General features: G+C 71.4%; 17 protein-coding genes. 4 read left to right on the top strand and 13 right to left on the bottom strand.

The window, feature by feature from the left end; genetic code table 11:
- Positions 1-57 precede the first annotated feature (57 nt).
- Complete coding sequence (locus RIN75_RS28790; protein WP_309115165.1) at positions 58-1,353, bottom strand: FAD-dependent monooxygenase; 1,296 nt, start codon at positions 1,351-1,353, stop codon at positions 58-60.
- On the bottom strand, positions 1,350-2,309 hold the full coding sequence (locus tag RIN75_RS28785; protein ID WP_309115164.1) for an MBL fold metallo-hydrolase: 960 nt from the start codon (positions 2,307-2,309) through the stop codon (positions 1,350-1,352). The genes RIN75_RS28790 and RIN75_RS28785 overlap by 4 nt, the downstream gene beginning before the upstream one ends.
- Positions 2,310-2,364: 55 nt before the next feature.
- Here RIN75_RS28785 and RIN75_RS28780 point away from each other — a divergent pair, with 55 nt between their 5' ends.
- Positions 2,365-2,505, top strand: coding sequence for a hypothetical protein (locus RIN75_RS28780; RefSeq protein WP_309115163.1), 141 nt, complete (start codon positions 2,365-2,367; stop codon positions 2,503-2,505).
- 3 nt (positions 2,506-2,508) lie between these two features.
- Here RIN75_RS28780 and RIN75_RS28775 read toward each other — a convergent pair whose 3' ends face one another.
- The 3 genes from RIN75_RS28775 to guaB all read right to left on the bottom strand — a co-directional run bounded on the left by RIN75_RS28775 (position 2,509) and on the right by guaB (position 7,033).
- Positions 2,509-4,233, bottom strand: a complete 1,725-nt coding sequence (locus tag RIN75_RS28775; protein WP_309115162.1) for a GMC family oxidoreductase — start codon at positions 4,231-4,233, stop codon at positions 2,509-2,511.
- 107 nt (positions 4,234-4,340) lie between these two features.
- Positions 4,341-5,474, bottom strand: coding sequence for a GuaB3 family IMP dehydrogenase-related protein (locus RIN75_RS28770; protein WP_309115161.1), 1,134 nt, complete (start codon positions 5,472-5,474; stop codon positions 4,341-4,343).
- 47 nt (positions 5,475-5,521) lie between these two features.
- Positions 5,522-7,033: an IMP dehydrogenase gene (guaB, locus tag RIN75_RS28765; RefSeq protein ID WP_309115160.1), complete on the bottom strand. Its 1,512-nt coding sequence runs from the start codon at positions 7,031-7,033 to the stop codon at positions 5,522-5,524.
- 70 nt (positions 7,034-7,103) lie between these two features.
- Here guaB and RIN75_RS28760 point away from each other — a divergent pair, with 70 nt between their 5' ends.
- Positions 7,104-7,553, top strand: a complete 450-nt coding sequence (locus RIN75_RS28760) for a DUF5319 domain-containing protein (protein WP_309115159.1) — start codon at positions 7,104-7,106, stop codon at positions 7,551-7,553.
- A 199-nt stretch (positions 7,554-7,752) separates the two neighbouring features.
- Here the strand turns inward: RIN75_RS28760 and RIN75_RS28755 are convergent, their stop codons facing one another.
- The 5 genes from RIN75_RS28755 to RIN75_RS28735 all read right to left on the bottom strand — a co-directional run bounded on the left by RIN75_RS28755 (position 7,753) and on the right by RIN75_RS28735 (position 12,193).
- Positions 7,753-8,649 carry an anti-sigma-D factor RsdA gene (locus tag RIN75_RS28755; protein WP_309115158.1) on the bottom strand — a complete coding sequence of 299 codons (897 nt, stop codon included), beginning with the start codon at positions 8,647-8,649 and terminating at the stop codon, positions 7,753-7,755.
- Positions 8,650-9,222, bottom strand: coding sequence for a sigma-70 family RNA polymerase sigma factor (locus RIN75_RS28750; RefSeq protein WP_121225037.1), 573 nt, complete (start codon positions 9,220-9,222; stop codon positions 8,650-8,652). It lies immediately after the preceding gene.
- A gap of 237 nt (positions 9,223-9,459) precedes the next feature.
- Positions 9,460-10,056: a response regulator transcription factor gene (locus tag RIN75_RS28745; RefSeq protein WP_015805222.1), complete on the bottom strand. Its 597-nt coding sequence runs from the start codon at positions 10,054-10,056 to the stop codon at positions 9,460-9,462.
- Between the two features lie 80 nt (positions 10,057-10,136).
- Positions 10,137-11,111, bottom strand: a complete 975-nt coding sequence (locus RIN75_RS28740) for a hypothetical protein (protein ID WP_309115201.1) — start codon at positions 11,109-11,111, stop codon at positions 10,137-10,139.
- 59 nt (positions 11,112-11,170) lie between these two features.
- Positions 11,171-12,193: a MerR family transcriptional regulator gene (locus RIN75_RS28735; RefSeq protein WP_375296041.1), complete on the bottom strand. Its 1,023-nt coding sequence runs from the start codon at positions 12,191-12,193 to the stop codon at positions 11,171-11,173.
- Between the two features lie 188 nt (positions 12,194-12,381).
- On the opposite strand from RIN75_RS28735, the gene RIN75_RS28730 reads away from it, so the two are divergent.
- Positions 12,382-12,678 carry a WhiB family transcriptional regulator gene (locus RIN75_RS28730; protein ID WP_121225031.1) on the top strand — a complete coding sequence of 99 codons (297 nt, stop codon included), beginning with the start codon at positions 12,382-12,384 and terminating at the stop codon, positions 12,676-12,678.
- A gap of 575 nt (positions 12,679-13,253) precedes the next feature.
- Here the strand turns inward: RIN75_RS28730 and groL are convergent.
- Together groL and groES are read right to left on the bottom strand one after the other, a co-directional pair.
- On the bottom strand, positions 13,254-14,879 hold the full coding sequence (gene groL / locus RIN75_RS28725; RefSeq protein WP_309115156.1) for a chaperonin GroEL: 1,626 nt from the start codon (positions 14,877-14,879) through the stop codon (positions 13,254-13,256).
- 89 nt (positions 14,880-14,968) lie between these two features.
- Positions 14,969-15,262 (bottom strand): co-chaperone GroES, encoded by a 294-nt coding sequence (gene groES / locus RIN75_RS28720; protein WP_158844728.1) that lies wholly within the window; start codon positions 15,260-15,262, stop codon positions 14,969-14,971.
- Positions 15,263-15,602: 340 nt separating this feature from the next.
- Here groES and RIN75_RS28715 point away from each other — a divergent pair, with 340 nt between their 5' ends.
- The gene (locus tag RIN75_RS28715; protein WP_309115155.1) at positions 15,603-17,108 is read left to right on the top strand and encodes an alkaline phosphatase D family protein; all 1,506 of its coding nucleotides are present in this window, start codon (positions 15,603-15,605) and stop codon (positions 17,106-17,108) included.
- Here the strand turns inward: RIN75_RS28715 and RIN75_RS28710 are convergent.
- Complete coding sequence (locus RIN75_RS28710) at positions 17,105-17,968, bottom strand: NAD(P)-binding domain-containing protein (RefSeq protein ID WP_309115154.1); 864 nt, start codon at positions 17,966-17,968, stop codon at positions 17,105-17,107. The genes RIN75_RS28715 and RIN75_RS28710 overlap by 4 nt on opposite strands.
- Between the last annotated feature and the right edge of the window lie 20 nt (positions 17,969-17,988).

Raw genomic sequence — 17,988 nt, 5'->3', positions numbered from 1 at the left:
CCTGGTCAGGCGCTAGGCCGGGATCGTTTCCGGGTTCAGCCACCACCAGAGAAAATTTTAGTTCACTGAAGTAAAACCTTTAGCGCGGTGAAGGGCGACCGCTGGGTCGGTAGGGGCGAAGGAGGCGTAGTGGCCGTCCGGGCGGATCAGGTTGCCGTTTTCGACGGTGAAGGTGGGGCCGAAGCGGCTGCTGTCGGGGGCCAAGGTGCCGTCGCAACCCGGGCTGGTGAGCGGGGAGTCTTGGTACGCGAAGGGTTCGAAGAGTTTTCCTGAGTCGATCTTGGCTTTGTCGGCGCGTTCCAGCACGTCCAAGCGGTACCGGCGGTCGGCTTCTGTTCGTGGGACCAGGAAGCGCATGGTGTTGCCGGTGACCCGGAGGTTCTCGTCGGCCGCCGCCGCGCGTTCGATCTCGTACGACGGGAGGAGGTTGGGACCGGCCTCGCCCGCGCGGTCCAGGGCGATCTTCCACGTGGCGTTGTCGGCGTCGCAGATCCCCGAGTTCAGACCCCGTGCGCCGAACGGGCTCATCACGTGTGCGGCATCGCCCACCAGGAGCACCCGGCCCACCCGGAAACGGTCGGCCCTGCGCTGGTGGAAGCGGTACGTGGACTGCCACAGGACCTCGTACGGGCGGTCGCCGGTGATGCGCCTGATGTGCTCGTCGGTCAGGTGGAAACCCTCGGGGACCTGCCAGTCGATGCGGTACACCCCACCGGGTTGCGGGTGCAGCAAGACCTGACGGCCCGGGTTCCACGGCGGGTCGAAGTGGAACAGGCGCTCGGGTGCGGCATGGCCCAGGTCGACGCGGATGTCGGCGATCACGAACAGGTCGTCGAAGGAGTGCCCCTCGAAGGTGATGCCCAGCAGGTCGCGGATGGTGGACTTCACGCCGTCGGCGGCGATGCAGTGGGTGCCCTCAACCACACTGTCTGCTGTGGACACTTGAACGCCATCGACATCCTGCGAGACGCCTACAACCCGTTGTCCGTAGCGGAGATCGATCGAAGGCTCGGCGCGCACCCGGGCTTCCAGGATGCGTTCCACCTCGGTTTGGGGCGTGTTGACGAAAGGGGGAAATCCGGGGCGCCTGGGCAACTCCAGAGTCAGCACCTCGCGGCCGCGGAAGAAAGTCCTGCCCCGGTACCAGGTGACACCCGCCTCGACCACGGACTTGCCCACGCCGACCCGTTCCAACACGTGCAGAACGTCGTGCTGCACGCAGATCGACCGACTGCCCACGGCTGTCCGGGCTTCCGCCGCCTCCAACACGACAGTCGGCACGCCCGCGCGGGCCAGCAGGAGGGCCGCGGTCATGCCCACCGGACCGCCACCGACCACCACGACCGGCTTCACCGCAACGCCGCCCACACCTCTTGGTCGCGCGCGGCCGTCCAGATCCTCGGCCAGTCGACGCCGTCGCACTCGTCCCAGTACCGCTGCACGTTGAACGGCATGCAGTGCTCGAAGATCGGCCACCGGCCGTAGCGCGGGGCGAGGGCGTCATGGGCGGCCCGGAACGCCTCCTTGACCGTGCCGCCGGAGCGGTGGACGGTGCCGACGGTGCGGCGCAGTTCGTCCAGGAAGTGCCGGGACTGGGCGATCGCCGCCTCCACCTCGCCCCGGTCCCGGGCCACCGCGCCCCGTCCGCCGACCAACTGCTCCGCGCCGAGGGCGGCGACGGTGTCGAGGGTGGTGGTCGCCCACTCGTCGTGGAAGGCGTCGCCGGTGTAGAGCGCGGCACGGCTCTCGACCAGGTCGCCGGCGAACAGGACGCGCTGGTGCGGCAGCCAGGCCACGATGTCGCCCGCCGTGTGGCCGCGTCCGCAGAAGCGCAGTTCCAGGTCACCGCGGTCGCCGCCGAGCGGGATGGTGAGGCGGTCGGAGAACGTCATGGTCGGCCAGGTCAGGCCGGGGATCGAAGCCGGGTCCTCGAACAGGCGGGGCATGCGGGCGTACTCGCTCTCCCAGTCCTGCCGGCCGCGTTCGGCGATCAACGTCCTGGTGTTCTCGTGGGCGATGATCTCCTCGGCCCCGAACGCGCTCGCGCCCAGCGTGCGGACCGCGTGGTAGTGGCTGAGGACCAGGTAGCGGACGGGTTTGTCGGTGTGCTCGCGGAGTCGGTCGAGCCAGCGGCGGGCGGCCACCGGGGTCGCCCTCGCCTCGACGCAGACCAGGAAGTCCTCGCCCTCGATCGCCCCGACGTTCGGGTCGCCTTCGGCGGTGAGGGCGTAGACGCCGTCGGCGAGCCGGACGAACTCCTCGTCCTTGGGTGCGAGGTCGGCACTGGACGCAAACGGCTTCACTGCCACGCCTCCCACCATAGGGCGATCGGGAAGCGCCGCACGCAGAGCTACGGTCGGCGTCGTGGACGGGACAGGTCTGACCGCCGAGGAACTGGTCGCGCGGCACCGGGAGTTGCCGCGCGTCGGCCACGACCGCATGAGGCGTGAAGCCGAGGAGTTCTTCGCCCCCGACGACGACCCGTGCGAGCGCAGCCGCGGCTGACCGTCACACCTTGGTGCGGACCTCCACGATCGGCAGCCTCAACGCGCCCGGAGCGTCGGACGGAACAGCCGGCTTCACCGGGGCGACCGCGGGCACCCGCCGGTAGCCCTCGCCCTGGGCCGGGCGCTGGTCGGCCTCGCCCTTGTTCGGCCACAGGGAGAACGCGCGCTCCGCCTGGGCGGTGATGGTCAGGGACGGGTTCACGCCCAGGTTGGCCGAGATCGCCGCCCCGTCCACCACCGACAGCCCCGGGTACCCGTACACCCGGTGGTACGGGTCGATCACGCCCGACCGCTCGTCCGAGCCGATCGGGCAGCCACCGATGAAGTGGGCGGTCAGGGGGATGTTGAACAGTTCGCCCCACGTGCCGCCGGCCACGCCGTCGATGGTCTCCGCGGCCAGCAGGTTCGCCCGGTGACCGGCCGGGATGAAGGCCGGGTTGGGTTCGCCGTGGCCCTGCTTCGAGGTCAGCTTCCGACCGAAGACGCCCTTCTTGGTGTACGTCGTGATCGAGTTGTCCAGGCTCTGCATGACCAGCAGGATCACGGTCCGCTCGCTCCACCGGTGCACGGACAGCAGCCGTGCCAGCCGCACGGGGTGCCGCACCGCCTGCCACAGGAACTGCAACAGCCTCGGCGTGGACTTCGCGCCGTCGGTGGCCAGGGTCTGGAGCAGGCCCATGGCGTTGCTGCCCTTGCCGTACCGCACGGGTTCGATGTGGGTCTGCTCGTCGGGGTGGATGGACGACGTGATGGCCACGCCCTGGCTGAAGTTGCGCTCCTCGTCCACGGTGAAGCGGCCCGCGCCGACGATGGCCTCGGAGTTCGTCCGGGTCAGCTCGCCCAGCTTGGGCGACAGCTTGGGCAGGGCACCTTCGTCGCGCATCCGGTGCAAGAGCTGCTGGGTGCCCCACGTCCCGGCCGCCAACACCACCTGACCAGCGGTGATGGTGCGCCGGCCACGCCGCAGCTTGGCACCGGTGCGGCGGGTGTCGACGGACCACGTGCCGTCGGACGCCTGGCGCAGGCCGGTGACGGTGGTCAGCGGCAGCACCTCGGCGCCGTTGCGCTCGGCCAGGTACAGGTAGTTCTTGACCAGGGTGTTCTTCGCGCCGACCCGGCACCCCGTCATGCACTCGCCGCACTCGGTGCACCCGGTGCGTTGCGGCCCCGCGCCGCCGAAGTACGGGTCCTCGGCGGGCTTGCCCGGCTCGCCGAAGAACACGCCTACCGGGGTCGCGTGGTAGGACTCGGCCACGCCCATGCGCTCGGCGACGGTCTTCATGACCTCGTCGGACGGCGTGGTGGTCGGGTTCTCCACGACCCCCAGCATCCGGCTGGCCTGGTCGTAGAACGGCGCCAGCTCGGACTCCCAGTCCGTGATGTGCGCCCACTGCCGGTCGCTGTAGAACGGCTTCAGCGGCCGGTACAGGGTGTTCGCGTACACCAACGACCCGCCGCCGACGCCGGAGCCGGCCAGGATCATCACGTTGCGCAGCGCGTGGATGCGCTGGATGCCGTAGCAGCCCAGCGCGGGCGCCCACAGGTACCGCTTGAGGTCCCACGACGTCTTGGCGAACTCGTCGTCGGCGAACCGGCGACCGGCCTCCAGCACGGCGACCCGGTAACCCTTCTCGGTCAGCCGGAGGGCGGCGACGCTGCCGCCGAAGCCCGAGCCGATGACGACGACGTCGTAGTCCGTGCGGATGTTACCGGCGAGTTCACCCATGAGGGGCAGATTAGGCGTTACCCGAAGTAACAGCTAGTCCCAATCGGTTCAGTCTCTCGAACGCACGAAACCCCCCGCACGAAGGCGAGGGGTCCGCACGGAAGAGGTCAGCCGCGGACGGTCAGACCGACCTTCTGGAACTCCTTGATGTCCGAGTAGCCGGTCTTGGCCATCGCGCGCTTGAGCGAACCGAACAGGTTCGTCACGCCCCGCGGGTCCACCGACGGCCCGAACAGCAGGCTGCGCAGGTCCACCACCTGGTCCACGCCCGTGGACACGTGGCTGCGCGGCACCGACGGGTGCGCCGACGCCGCCGTCCAGTACAGGCCCTGCCCCGGCGCCTCGGCCGCCGCCGCGAGCGGCTCGCCGAGCATCACCGCGTCCGCGCCGCACGCGATCGACTTGGCGACGTCACCGCTGGTCAGCACGCCGCCGTCGGCGATGACGTGCACGTACCGGCCACCGGTCTCGTCCAGGTAGTCCCGGCGCGCCGCCGCCGCGTCCGCGATGGCCGTGGCCATCGGCACGCCGATGCCCAGCACCGAGTCCGTCGTGGTGACGCCCGGCGTGTAGCCGTAGCCGACGATCACGCCCGCCGCGCCGGTGCGCATCAGGTGCATGGCCGTCCGGTAGTCGCCGACACCGCCGGCGATGACCGGGATGTCCAGGTCCGCGATGAACGACTTGAGGTTCAGCGGCTCGCCGTCGCGCGACACGTGCTCGGCGGAGATGATCGTGCCCTGCACGACCAGGATCTCCACGCCCGCCGCGAGCAGGTCCGGGGTCAGCTCGGCGGCCCGCTGCGGGCTCACCCGCACCGCGACCGTCACGCCCGACTCGCGCACCTGCTTGATCGCCTCGGCGATCAGGTCCATCCGCACCGGGGCCTGGTGCAGCTCCTGGAGCACCTTGACCGGCGCGGCCGGGTCGTCGGTGTCCTCCACCGACTGCACCAGCCGGAACAGCGCCTCTTCCACGTCGCCGTGCCGCGCCCACAAACCCTCGGCGTTGAGGACGCCCAGACCGCCCAGCTCGCCCACCGCCACCGCCGTGCCCGGCGAGACGATCGCGTCCGTCGGGTGGGTGATCAGCGGGATCTCGAAGCGGTAGGCGTCGATCTGCCACGCCGTCGAGACGTCCTTCGACGAACGGGTCCTGCGGGACGGGATGATCTCGATGTCGTCCAGCTCGTAGGCCCGCCTCGCGGTCCGGCCCATGCCGATCTCGACCAGATCGCGCACCTTGTGTCGTCCTCTCCTCTGAGCCTGCGGAACCCGTGGACTCTAGCTCAGCGGGTGGTGTAGTTCGGCGCTTCCACGGTCATCGTGATGTCGTGCGGGTGGCTTTCCTTCAGGCCGGCCGCCGTGATCCGCACGAGCTGCTTGTCCTGCAGCTCGGCGATCGTGCGCGACCCGGTGTAGCCCATCGCCGCCCGCAGACCGCCCGCGAGCTGGTGCACGACCTGGGACAACGGGCCGCGGAACGGCGTGCGGCCCTCGATGCCCTCGGGGACCAGCTTGTCCTCGGACAGCACGTCGTCCTGGAAGTAGCGGTCCTTGGAGTAGGACTTCCGGTCGCCCCGGCCCTGCATGGCGGCCAGCGAGCCCATGCCCCGGTAGGTCTTGAACTGCTTGCCGTTGACGAGGATCAGGTCGCCCGGCGACTCGGCGGTGCCCGCCAGCAGGCTGCCCAGCATGACCGCGCTGGCGCCCGCGGCGATCGCCTTCGCGATGTCGCCCGAGTACTGGATGCCGCCGTCGCCGATCACCGGCACGCCCGCCGGGCGGCAGGCCAGCGACGCCTCGTAGATCGCGGAGATCTGCGGCACACCCACCCCCGCGACCACGCGCGTGGTGCAGATCGAGCCCGGTCCGACGCCGACCTTCACGCCGTCCGCGCCCGCGTCCACCAGCGCCTGCGCGCCGGCCCGGGTGGCGACGTTGCCCCCGACCACGTCCACCTCGTCGCCCAGCTCCTTCTTCACCCGGGCGACCATCTCCAGCACGTTGCGCTGGTGGCCGTGCGCGGTGTCGACCATGATCACGTCGATGCCCGCCTCGGCCAGGGTCATGGCGCGGGTGAAGCTGTCCTCGCCGACGCCGATCGCGGCGGCGCACAGCAGGCGGCCGTCCGGGTCCTTCGAGGCGTTCGGGTACTGCTCGGTCTTGACGAAGTCCTTGACCGTGATCAGGCCGCGCAGCTTGCCGTCGCCGTCGACGATCGGCAGCTTCTCCACCTTGTGCCGGCGCAGCAGGCCCAACGCGGCCTCCGCGGACACGCCCACCTGGGCGGTGACCAGCGGCCCCTTGGTCATGACCTCGCTGACCTTGCGCGAGTGGTCGACCTCGAACCGCATGTCGCGGTTGGTGATGATGCCCACCAGCTTGCCCTGCGCGTCGGTCACCGGGACGCCGGAGATCCGGTAGCGGGCGCACAGCTCGTCGACGTGGCGGATGGTGTCGTCCGGCGAGCACGTCACGGGGTCGGTCACCATGCCGGCCTCGGACCGCTTCACGGTCTCCGCCTGGCGCGCCTGCTCGTCGACGGACAGGTTGCGGTGCAGCACGCCGATGCCACCCTGGCGGGCCATCGAGATCGCCATCCGGCTCTCGGTGACGGTGTCCATCGCGGCGGAGGCGAGCGGCACGCGGAGGGTGATGTTGCGGGAGATGCGGGTGCTGGTGTCCACGCCGCTCGGCACGACCTCGGACTCGGCCGGCAGCAGCAGCACGTCGTCGAAGGTCAGTCCCAGCATGGCGAACTTGCTCGGGACTCCGTCAGCGTTCAACTCGCTGGTCATGGCGGCCGGTGAGCCTTTCCGTCGTGCGGCGATCCCGCCGACCGCGAATTGGGGTTTTCCGCAGGCGGCGATGGGTTCAGCCCATGGTATCTGGACGTGGTCGGGGGTCTCTTCGGTACCGTGCGGGGTCGTGCCGCACGACGCGTTGCCACCAGACCCGTTCGCGGGCGACCCCGAGGACCCGGCGTTGTCCCTCGGTTCGCCCGACGAGGACCACGACCACCCGCCGATGGACGACGTCGAGCGGGCCGAGCTGATCGGCGACCTGAGCGACCTCGCCGTCTACCAGGCGCTGCTGGAACACCGTGGTGTCCGGGGGATCGTGGTGGACTGCGGCGAGTGCCAGGAGCCGCACTACCACGACTGGGCGCTGCTGCGGTCGTCGCTGGAACAGCTCCTGTCCGACGGCCGCATGCGCCCCCACGAACCCGCCTACGACCCGGACCCGACGGCGTACGTCAGCTGGGAGTACTGCCGCGGCTACGCGGACGGGGTCACCGCCACCGAGGGCGCGCGCTGAGTTGGATTGCGCCGCCTGTAGTCGGCTCGTCACGCCGCGTTTCCCGCCGGTCGAAAAGCGTGATCGTCGGGAAAGGCGACATGACAAGCCGACGCGGCCTCGCGGTGTGAGCAAGGACTCGGCTCGGATGTGACGAAGCCCGCCCCCGGCTGGCTGGGGCGGGCTTCGTTTTGCGTCTCAATTGCCGGGCAGGCTCGTCTCAATTGCCGGTCGGGTCCACGTTCGGCGTGTCGGAGCCCGGCGCTTTGCGGGTCTCGCCGCCCGATGGCGGCTCGTTGCTCGGCGGCGGCGCGGCGGTGCCGTTGGTGGTGGTGGTCGTCGTCGTGGTCGGCGCCGTGGTCGTGGTCGACTCCGGGGTCGTCGTGGTCGGCGACGTGGAGGACGGCTCGCTCGGCGAGGTCGGCGTCGTGGGCGTCGTCGACGGCGAGTGGCTCGCCGGTGGGTTCGTCGGCGCCGGGTTCGTGCTGGTCAGCTCGCGGACCAGGGACTCGTGCTTCTGCGCCAGGTCGGCCTTGCCGTCGTCGGCGGAGATGGACGGCAGGACCGTGCTCGCCTTGTCCAGCAGCTCGCGGGCCTCGGTGTAGCGGCCCTCGCGCAGCGCGGCGCGGGCGGTCTCCAGGTCGGTGCGGACCGTCACGGCAGCTTCCACGGACCGGGCGTGGTCGGAGTACAGGACCCGGGTCAGGCCCCACAGCGCGTCACCCGGCTGGGCGTCGCGGGCCACCAGGCTCACCCCGGTGAACGCGATCGCCAGCACGGCGGCGGCGCTCGCGAGCGGGATCAGGAACCGGTGCCGGCCCCGCTGCTGGGGCTGGGCCGCGGCGATCGTGGCCACCGCGGTGTCGGTGTCGACAAGTTCGCCCACCGGGCGGCTGTCGACCTCCCGCCGCCACGCGAGCAGCAGTGCGTTCAGCTCGTCCTCGACGAGCCCTTCAGCGTGGCCGCGCCCGCCCAGCGCGTCCAGCAAAGCGTCATCCGCCCGGATGCCCGCGAGGTCGTCGCCGGGCTCCACCAAGGAGTCATCCGAGGTGAGCGGGGTTCTCTCATCTCGTCCGCGCACGACTTCTCCATCGCCCTTCTCGTGCTGGTCGGCCACTCAGACCACCTCCTCCGCTGCCAACGACTTGCGGAGGCGGGCCAAGGCGCGGTGCTGCGCCACTCGAACCGCACCCGGCGTGGAGCCGACGGCGTCGGCGGTCTCCTCGGCCGACAGGCCGACGACCACGCGAAGCAGGAGGATCTCCCGCTGCTTCTCCGGAAGGATCTTCAGGAGCTGGGCCATCCGGCCGGACAGCTCGCCCTGCATGGCGCGCTGCTCGGGACCGGCTTCCGTCTCGGGGGCGTCGGGCACCTCCGGCACCGGTTCGGACCGGTTCCGGGCAGCTGAGCGATGCGCGTCGGCCACCTTGTGCGCTGCGATCCCGTAGACGAACGCCAAGAACGGCCGACCCTGGTCGCGATAGCTGGGCAGGGCCGTCAGCACCGCGAGACACACCTCCTGGGCCACGTCGTCCGCCGAAGCGAAAGACCTCTCCTGCCTTCCGACTCGGGCGCGGCAGTACCGCACCACCAGGGGACGAATGGATGCCAGCAGCCGCTCGATCGCGTGGCGGTCGCCATCGACGGCCGCGCCCACTTCGGCGTCCAGTCCGTCCCCCAAGTTGGTCATCGCAGACAACAGCCCTGGTGTTACGTGTAGGCGTACCGACAACGAACAGCACGGCGCGACGGACGTCGCCCGTACCGGTGACACTCACCGTACCGGTCGCGGGACCGGATGCACGCAAATGGGGTCTTTGGACCCCATCTGACCTGCCGACACGCCCTGACAACGACACGGCCCGGCGACGGTGACGTCACCGGGCCGAATCAGTCGAATCGGCGAAAGGATGGAGTCCCGCGTGCGCTAGGACACCAGGCCGCGGCGGAAGCCGTGCGCGACGGCCTGGGCGCGGTCGCGGACGCCGAGCTTGCGGAACAGCCGGCGCGCGTGGGTCTTGACGGTGTCCTCGGACAGGTACAGCTCGCGGCCGATCTGCCCGTTGGACTTGCCCTGGCTCATCCCGCGCAGCACCTGGAGCTCCCGCTCGGTGAGCTGCACGCCCGGGTCGGACGGCTGGCGCGGCGCGGGCACGGACGTGCTCGCGAGGGTGTGGGCGAGCGCGGCCACCAGCTCGGGGCGCGAGGCGTCCCAGCGGAGGTAGCCGCGGGCGCCGCCGGCGATGGCCGCGGCGATGCTGCCCGCGTCGTCGGGCGCCCCGAAGACGATGACGTTTGCCTGCGGGTTGGCCGAGACGAGCCGCCGGGTCGCTTCGACCCCGGTCGGGACGGCGCGCTGGGTTCCCACCAGCACCACGTCGACCGGCTGCCGGGAGAAGCGCGCCAACAACTCGTCACCGTGCGCTACGCAGTCGATGCGGCTAACCCCGGGGACAGCCGACATCACGCGGGTGAGACCCTCCCGCACACTGCGCCGGTCGTCGCAAATAAGGACCGTGGTCACGGGGACTCCTTCCTGCAGCCGAGTGACGTTCCATATCCCCTATCGGACGCTAGGGGCGGAACCTTGACACGATCCGGTGCTTAATCCGTCAAGAAGTTCGTCTCAGCGTCTGCGTTCGGGGGTTCCCCGGAACGGAGCAGCGCTCCCGGGATCCACGGCGAACGGGCGGCGATTCGTCGGCTGATCGGATCAGCTCTCCGTAACACGCAGCTCAGAGCGTTGGCGGCGGTCTCCCGGAGCTTGGCGGTCTCCGCACTATTGCGGACTGCCGGGCCGCCCAGGAGCACGAGCGCCGTTGGCCAGATCAACGAGGAGAGGCCGTGGTGGTTGGTGTGATTTAGGTCACACTGTAGCAGGCGGACGCCCCGATCGACGCTTTCGGGTGTCCCCCACACCACTAACGCGGTCCCCAGGACGAGCTGGGACTTGAGGACGTGTCGCGTTGCGCCGGCCGCCTCGGCGTGCTGGAGGGCGGTCTCGGCGGGTGCCACCGCTCGCCCCGCGTGGCCGTCGGCCAGCTCGATCTCGGCGGCGACCCAGCCGCTGCGGACGTGGGTGCGCCAGGTGTGGGGGGTGACGCGGGCGTGGAGGCGGCGGGCTTCGGGGATGCGACCCGCGCCCAGGGCGTCGGCGGCGAGGCCGAGGAGGGCGTCGGCGCGGGCACCGGCGGGGTCGACGCCGTCCGGGTCGACCGAGCCGGCGGTCTCTGTGGGGACGGCTGGGGCAGTGCCGGCCGGGCCGGCAGCGGCCGGGCCGGCGGTGGCGGCGCGGGCGGCGGACAGGGCCAGGGCGTCGAGTTTGCGGGCGGCGGTGTGGCCACCCAGTTGGCGGCGGTGGGAGGCGAGGGTCGAGGCGGCCAGGGAGACGATCAAGTGATCACCGGACCGGAGGAGTGCCCCGAGCGCCGTGGCCGCCGCCGCGTAGTGCCCCTGCCCGCCCAGCGCCACCGCCGCCAGCCACCGCTCGCGCGGCGTCCCGGTCAGCGCCCACCACACCTCCGCGCCCGGCCGGTCGCCGAACGCCGCCGCGCGCAGCAGTGCCGCCCGGTCACCCATGTCCTCCACGTCGGCCACTGTATGCAGTCTTCAGACGACCTGACGGCTCGGCGAGGCGTTCAGCACACTGCCCGTTCGACGGCGTCCGCCGCCTCGGCCAGGCCGTTGATCCGCTCCGCGGGCGACGGCACGACACCGCGCTCCCAGCCCGGTCCGCCGACGAACACCCGCACCTGCTGCCGGGTCCGCGGCAGCGCCGTCACCGCACCCGGATCGGCGTAACGCGGCAGTTGCGCCCACAGCACCACGGCGGCGGGCGCGGTCCGGCGCACCGCCGACGCCAGGGCGTCCAGCGGCAGCGCGGCGCCGAGTTGCCGGATGCCGATCCCCCGCTCGGCCAGCACCGCGGCCAACGGGTACAGCGGCAGGTTGTGCCGCTCCTCCGGCATGCACGCCAGCAGCACCGGCCGGTGGTTGCGCGGCTCGGCGACGATCGGGGTCGCGCGGACCATCGCGGCCAGCACGCACTCGTCCAGCAGGTGCGAGACCTCGACCCCGGCGCCGGAGTGCTCCCAGCGCGCGGCGATCGCGGCGAGCACCGGGCGGACGACGTCGTCCCACGTGGCGATCACGCCGTCCTGGGCGATCGAGTCGGCGAGCAGCACCTGGACGGCGGCCGAGTCCATCGCGAGCGCCGCCCGCCCGACCCCGCGCGCCAACCGGCTCGCCCCGGGCAGCTTCAGGCCCCGGCCGCCGGCGGGCGGTGAGCCGGTGTCGAACTCGCCCCCGGTCAGCACGGGCGGCGGGGCCACGGTCTTGCGCACCACGCGGGGCTGCGGGACGGGCGTGGCAAGGGCGTACTTGGCCGCCTCGGCGCTGGACGCGCCCCGCAGCAGGGCCCGCTGCATCAGCTCCAGGCGGGCCACGTCGTGCGGTGCGTACTTGCGGTGTCGCCCGGTGGTGTGATCACTGGGTCCGAGGCCGTACCGCCGGTCCCACGTGCGCAAAGTAGCCGGCGCGACCCCCAGCCGGCGCGCGACCGCGGCCACCGACAGGGTCACCGAATGCGCAGGATCGTCTTCTGCCGCAACGGTTTCCTGGGCACCGTCGGGCGGCGCGGCGGTGGGCTCGGGGGGCGTCATCACGCTGACATCGTCCGTTCACCTGACGTCACGGGCAACTCCGGGGGTGGCCTCGACTGATCACCCATCGAATGAATTCCGCATTTATGCCACCCACCCCCTTGAACAAGTTTTGGCGCGGTTCTACGGTGGATCATCGTTAAGCCGAATGGAGCAGTTCTCGTCAGTGGGCCAAGGAGGCGGTCTCGATGGCGGACACCCGAAGGCTTCCCGGTCCCAACGCCGACCTGTGGGACTGGCAGATGCGCGGCTCGTGCCGCGGGATGGACAGCGCGTTCTTCTTCCACCCGGACGGTGAACGCGGTCCGGCGCGGGCGCGGCGGGAGGCACGGGCCAAGGCCGTGTGCCTGACGTGCCCGGTGCTGGAGATGTGCCGGCGCCACGCGCTGGCGGTACAGGAGCCGTACGGGATCTGGGGTGGTCTCTCGGAGTCCGAACGGGACAGCATCATCAAGGCCCGCAAGCGCCAGCCCGCGATGGCCTGACGCGAGCCGGGAGACCACCTCCGGCCGGAGGGACGGCGATCCGCACGCCGCCCCTCCCCATGTCCGGGGCTGGGGTGGGGTGGGCCGGTGCGGCGTGGGCCGTGCGGGACGCGGTCGGCCGGTGCCGGGCGGGCCGAGGCGAGGCGGGCCGGTGCGCGGGGCTGGCTGGTGCGGGGCGGGCCGGTGCCCAGAGCAAGGCGGTGCCCAGAGCGGGGCGGTGCCCAGAGCGGGGCGGTGCCCAGAGCGGGGCGCAGGGCCGGGCGATGCGGGGTGGGCAGGTGCGCAGGGCGGCCGGTGCCGGGGCTGGCGTGAGGCCGGTGCCGGGCCGACATGAGGCCGGTGCCGGGCTGGCGTGAGGCCGGTGCCAGTGCGGGGGTTTGCGCGGGTGGGAAGGCTCGTGCGGGCGTACCCCCGCTCGGAGCGCCCCTACGAAACAGCCAACCACGGGGGTACGACAGTTCCAGGCGTGCGCGCCCCCGAGCACGTTCGGGTGTGGCCCCGGCACGCCGAAGGGGGCGGCACCCGCGGGTGGGTGCCGCCCCCTTCGAGTTCGAGCGGCGTGGAGCCGGTCGGGCTCAGTGGCCGTGACCGTGCCCGTGGCCGTGACCGGCCGCCGCGGCGGGCTCCTCTTCCTTCTTCTCCACGACGGCGCTCTCCGTGGTGAGCACCATGCGCGCGATCGACGCGGCGTTCGCCACGGCCGACCGGGTGACCTTGACCGGGTCGATGATCCCGGCCTCGAGCAGGTCGCCGTAGGTCAGCGTGGCCGCGTTGAGGCCGTAGCCCCAGTCCTGCTCGCGGACCTTGTTGACCACCACGGCGCCCTCCAGGCCCGCGTTGGCCGCGATCCAGAACAGGGCCGAGCCCAGCGCCTCGCGGACCACCGCGACGCCGGTCGCCTCGTCGCCCTCCAGGCCCAGACCGTTGTCCAGGACCTTCGAGGCGTGCACGAGCGCCGAGCCGCCGCCGGGGACGATGCCCTCCTCGACCGCTGCCTTGGTCGCCGCCACCGCGTCCTCGATGCGGTGCTTGCGCTCCTTCAGCTCGGTCTCGGTGGCCGCGCCGACCTTGATCACCGCGATGCCGCCGGACAGCTTCGCCAGCCGCTCCTGGAGCTTCTCGCGGTCCCAGTCGGAGTCGGTCGCCTCGATCTCGCGGCGCAGCTGCTCCGCGCGGGCGGCGACGTCGGCCTTGGTGCCGGCGCCGTCGACGATGGTCGTGTCGTCCTTCGACACCACGACCCGTCGCGCGGAACCCAGCACGTCCAGCCCGGCCTCGGCCAGCTTCAGGCCGACCTCGGCGGAGATCACCGTGGCGCCCGTGACGACCGCGAGGTCGTCCAGGAACGCCTTGCGGCGGTCGCCGAAGTACGGGGCCTTGACCGCGACCACGCGCAGCGTCTTGCGCAGGGCGTTGACCACCAGGGTGGACAGCGCCTCGCCCTCGACGTCCTCGGCCACGATCACCAGCGGCTTGCCGGCCTCCGCCACCTTCTCCAGCAGCGGGAGCAGGTCGGCCAGGGCGCTGATCTTCTCGCGGTGCAGCAGGATGCGCGCGTCCTCGAACACGGCCTCCTGGGCCTCGAGGTCGGTCGCGAAGTGCGCCGAGATGTAGCCCTTGTCGAACTGGACACCCTCGGTGATCTGCAGCTCGGTGGCCAGCGTCGAGGACTCCTCGACGGTGATCACACCGTCCTCGCCGACCTTCTCGATGGCCTCGCCGAGCAGGTTGCCGATCGACGCGTCGCGCGAGGAGACGGTGCCGACCTGCGCGATGTTGTCGCGGCCCTTGACCGGGGTGGCCTTGGCCTTGAGCGCGTCCACGACGGCGTCGGCGGCGGCCTGGATGCCGCGGCCCAGCGACGTCGGGTTGGCGCCCGCGGCGACGTTGCGCAGACCGACCCGCACCATGGCCTGGGCCAGGACGGTCGCGGTCGTGGTGCCGTCGCCGGCCACGTCGTTGGTCTTCGTGGCCACGCTCTTGGCCAGCTGCGCGCCCAGGTTCTCGAAGGCGTCTTCCAGCTCGACCTCGCGGGCGATGGTCACACCGTCGTTGGTGACCATCGGCCCGCCGAACTTCTTGTCGAGCACGACGTGCCGGCCGCGCGGACCCAGGGTCACCTTGACCGTGTCCGCGAGCTTGTTCACGCCGCGCTCAAGCGCCCGACGAGCGTCCTCGTCGAAGCTGATCTGCTTGGCCATACCTAGCCTCTCTCAGATGCGCGGAACGCCCCGGGTGCCCCCGGTGAACCGAGGCCGCCGGGGCGTTCTCCACGTGTCCGGCCGGAACGTCAGTTGATGACGGCCAGCACGTCGCGGGCGGAGAGGATCAGGTACTCCTCGCCGTTGTACTTGACCTCGGTGCCGCCGTACTTGGAGTAGATGACGACGTCGCCGACAGCCACGTCCACGGGGATGCGGTTGCCCTTGTCGTCGATCCGGCCGGGACCGACCGCGAGGACCTTGCCCTCCTGGGGCTTCTCCTTCGCGGTGTCCGGGATCACGAGGCCGGAAGCGGTCGTGGTCTCGGCCTCGCTGGCCTGGACGACGATCTTGTCCTCGAGCGGCTTGATGTTCACGCTCACCGGGCTGACCTCCACGGTCGTCGAAAGCGTTGGCAGGTTGCGTTTACGGCTCCTGCCACCCCGCCGTCGCGGGGGTCGGGGCGGTTGCTGGTGCCGTGCATCTAGCACTCTACCCACGCGAGTGCCAACGCTTCAACGACCCCCGTCACTCGTCCCGGCGACCACCCGGAACCCACGCCGCGGTGACCCTGCTTGCCCTCGGGTGGAGGAGGCGGGTGGAGGTGGGGTGGGTGGAGGGGGATGGGGACGGTGGGGGTGGAGGGTGGCGCTCATGGGAGTGTCGTTTGGGCGAGTGTTGATGTTCACCTGATCGCCAACACCGTGGCGGACGGTCAGCCGCATGAACACCGTGACGCGACGGACCCTGCTCATCGGCGGTGTCGCTCTGGCCACGGCCGGGGCGGGCTTCCCCACGCTCGACGACCCGTTCACCCTCGGCGTGGCCAGCGGCGACCCGCGGCCGGACGGGGTCGTCCTCTGGACGCGCCTCGCCCCGAAGCCGCTCAACGAGGACGGCCTCGGCGGCATGCCCAACCGGATGGTCCCCGTGCACTGGGAGATCGCCGAGGACGAGCGGTTCCGGCGGGTCGTGCGGCGCGGTACGGAGGTCGCGCGGCCGGACAGCGCGCACAGCGTGCACGTCGAACCCTTCGGGTTGCGGCCCGGCGCGGAGTACTTCTACCGGTTCCGGGCCGGTGACCACGTCTCGCCGGTCGGTCGCACCCGCACCGCGCCCGCGCCGTGGGAGGTGCAGGACCTGACCATGTGCTTCGCCTCCTGCGCGCACTACGGCGAGGGCTACTTCACCGCCTACCGCCGCCTCGCCGAGGACGACCCGGACCTGGTCCTGCACCTGGGCGACTACCAGTACGAGTACGCGGCCAAGGCGGCCGACGTGCGCACCGTGGTCGGCCCGGAGACCCGCACCCTCGCCGACTACCGGCTCCGCCACGCCCAGTACAAGACCGACGCGGACCTCCAGTTCGCGCACGCCGCCGCCCCGTGGCTGGTCGTCTGGGACGATCACGAACTCGAGAACAACTGGGCGGACGAGGTGCCCGAGCAGCCGGACCCGAGCTTCCTCGACCGGCGCGCGGCGGCGTTCCAGGCGTACTACGAGAACATGCCGCTGCGCCGGTCCGCCCGCCCGAACGGCGTCGACATGCAGCTCTACCGCCGGGTCCAGTGGGGCGCGCTGGCCAACTTCCACATGCTCGACACCCGCCAGTACCGCGACGACCAGGCGTGCGGCGACGGCTGGAAGACGTGCACCGAGGCGGGCAACCCGACCCGCAGCATCACCGGCGCGGAGCAGGAGGCGTGGCTGCTGGACGGGTTCCGCCGGTCCCGCGCCCGCTGGGACGTCCTGGGCCAGCAGGTCTTCTTCGCCGAGCGCGACCGCAAGGACGGCCCGGTGAAGGAGGTCTCGATGGACGGGTGGGACGGCTACCTGGCCTCGCGCGACCGGATCACCCGCGGCTGGGTCGACGCGGGCGTGCGCAACACCGTCGTGCTGACCGGTGACGTGCACGCCCACTACGCCGCCGACATCAAGGCCGACTGGAACGACCCGGCGTCGTCGCGGACCGTCGGGACGGAGCTGGTCTGCACGTCCGTCACCTCCGGCGGCGACGGCAACGACACCGTGGACCAGACCCAGCTCCGGCTCAACCCGCACATCAAGCTGCACAGCCGGCGGCGCGGGTACGTGCGGACCCGGTTCACCGCGCGGGAAATGCGCGCGGACTTCCGCACGTTGCCCGCGGTGCGCACTCCCGGGGCCGCGGCCACCACCCTGAAGTCCTTTGTGGTGGAGGACCGCAACCCCGGCCTTAACAGCGTTTAATTCCGCTTGCCGTTGATCACTTCGTAGAGGGCGGTCCAGCTGCTGCGACCGAGCCCGGCCTCGATGCCGCGCCGGTAGAGCGACTGGACCGCCCTCGGCAGTTCGGCGTCCAGTCCGGTCGCGTCGCTGGCCCCGACGATGTGGTCGGCGGTCGCGCCCATCATGAGGATGTTCGCCTCGTCGCCCGGATGTTCGCCCGAGTCGACCGCCTGCACGGTCTCGTCCAGGTACATCGCGATCGAGTCCAGGTTGTCCCGCAGGTACGGGGCGAACGCGGCGGCCGGGACGCCGGCGGTCTTCACCAGGGCCACGCTGTGCAGGACACCGGCCAGCGCGGTCAGGAAGTAGTCGAGCTGCGCCTGGTAGAACAGCTGCGCCAGGGAGTGGTCCTCCCCGAGGTAGTCCGGCCGGCCGATGACCGCCAGCACGTCCTTGTGCGCCTCGAACACGTCCTTCGGGCCGCTGTAGAAGATGTACGCGCCCTCCTCGCCGACCATCGGCGCGGGCGCCATCACCCCGCCCACCAGCAGTTCCGCGCCCCGCTCGGCGAGCCAGGCGGCGGCCTTCAGGGTCTTGTCCGGGGTGTCGGAGCTGAGGTTGACGACGGTCTTCCCGGCCAGGTCGACCTCGCCCAGGATCTCGTGCATCGCGGCGTAGTCGGTCAGGCTGAGCAGGACCAGCTTGGCCGCGTCGACGGCGGCCTGCGGGGTGCCGGCGCGGGTGGCGCCCTGCTCGACCAGGGCGTCGGCGCGGCTCGCGGTGCGGTTCCAGACGGTGACCGGGTGGCCGGCGGCGAGGAACTTGCGGACCATGGCCTGCCCCATGGGGCCGAGGCCGATCAAGGTCAGCGGCGTGCTCATGTTGCTCCTTCGTTCGGTGT

Source organism: Saccharothrix sp. (assembly GCF_031180885.1).
Classification (GTDB): Bacteria; Actinomycetota; Actinomycetes; order Mycobacteriales; family Pseudonocardiaceae; genus Actinosynnema.
This window is presented reverse-complemented; position numbering and strand designations above follow the sequence as displayed.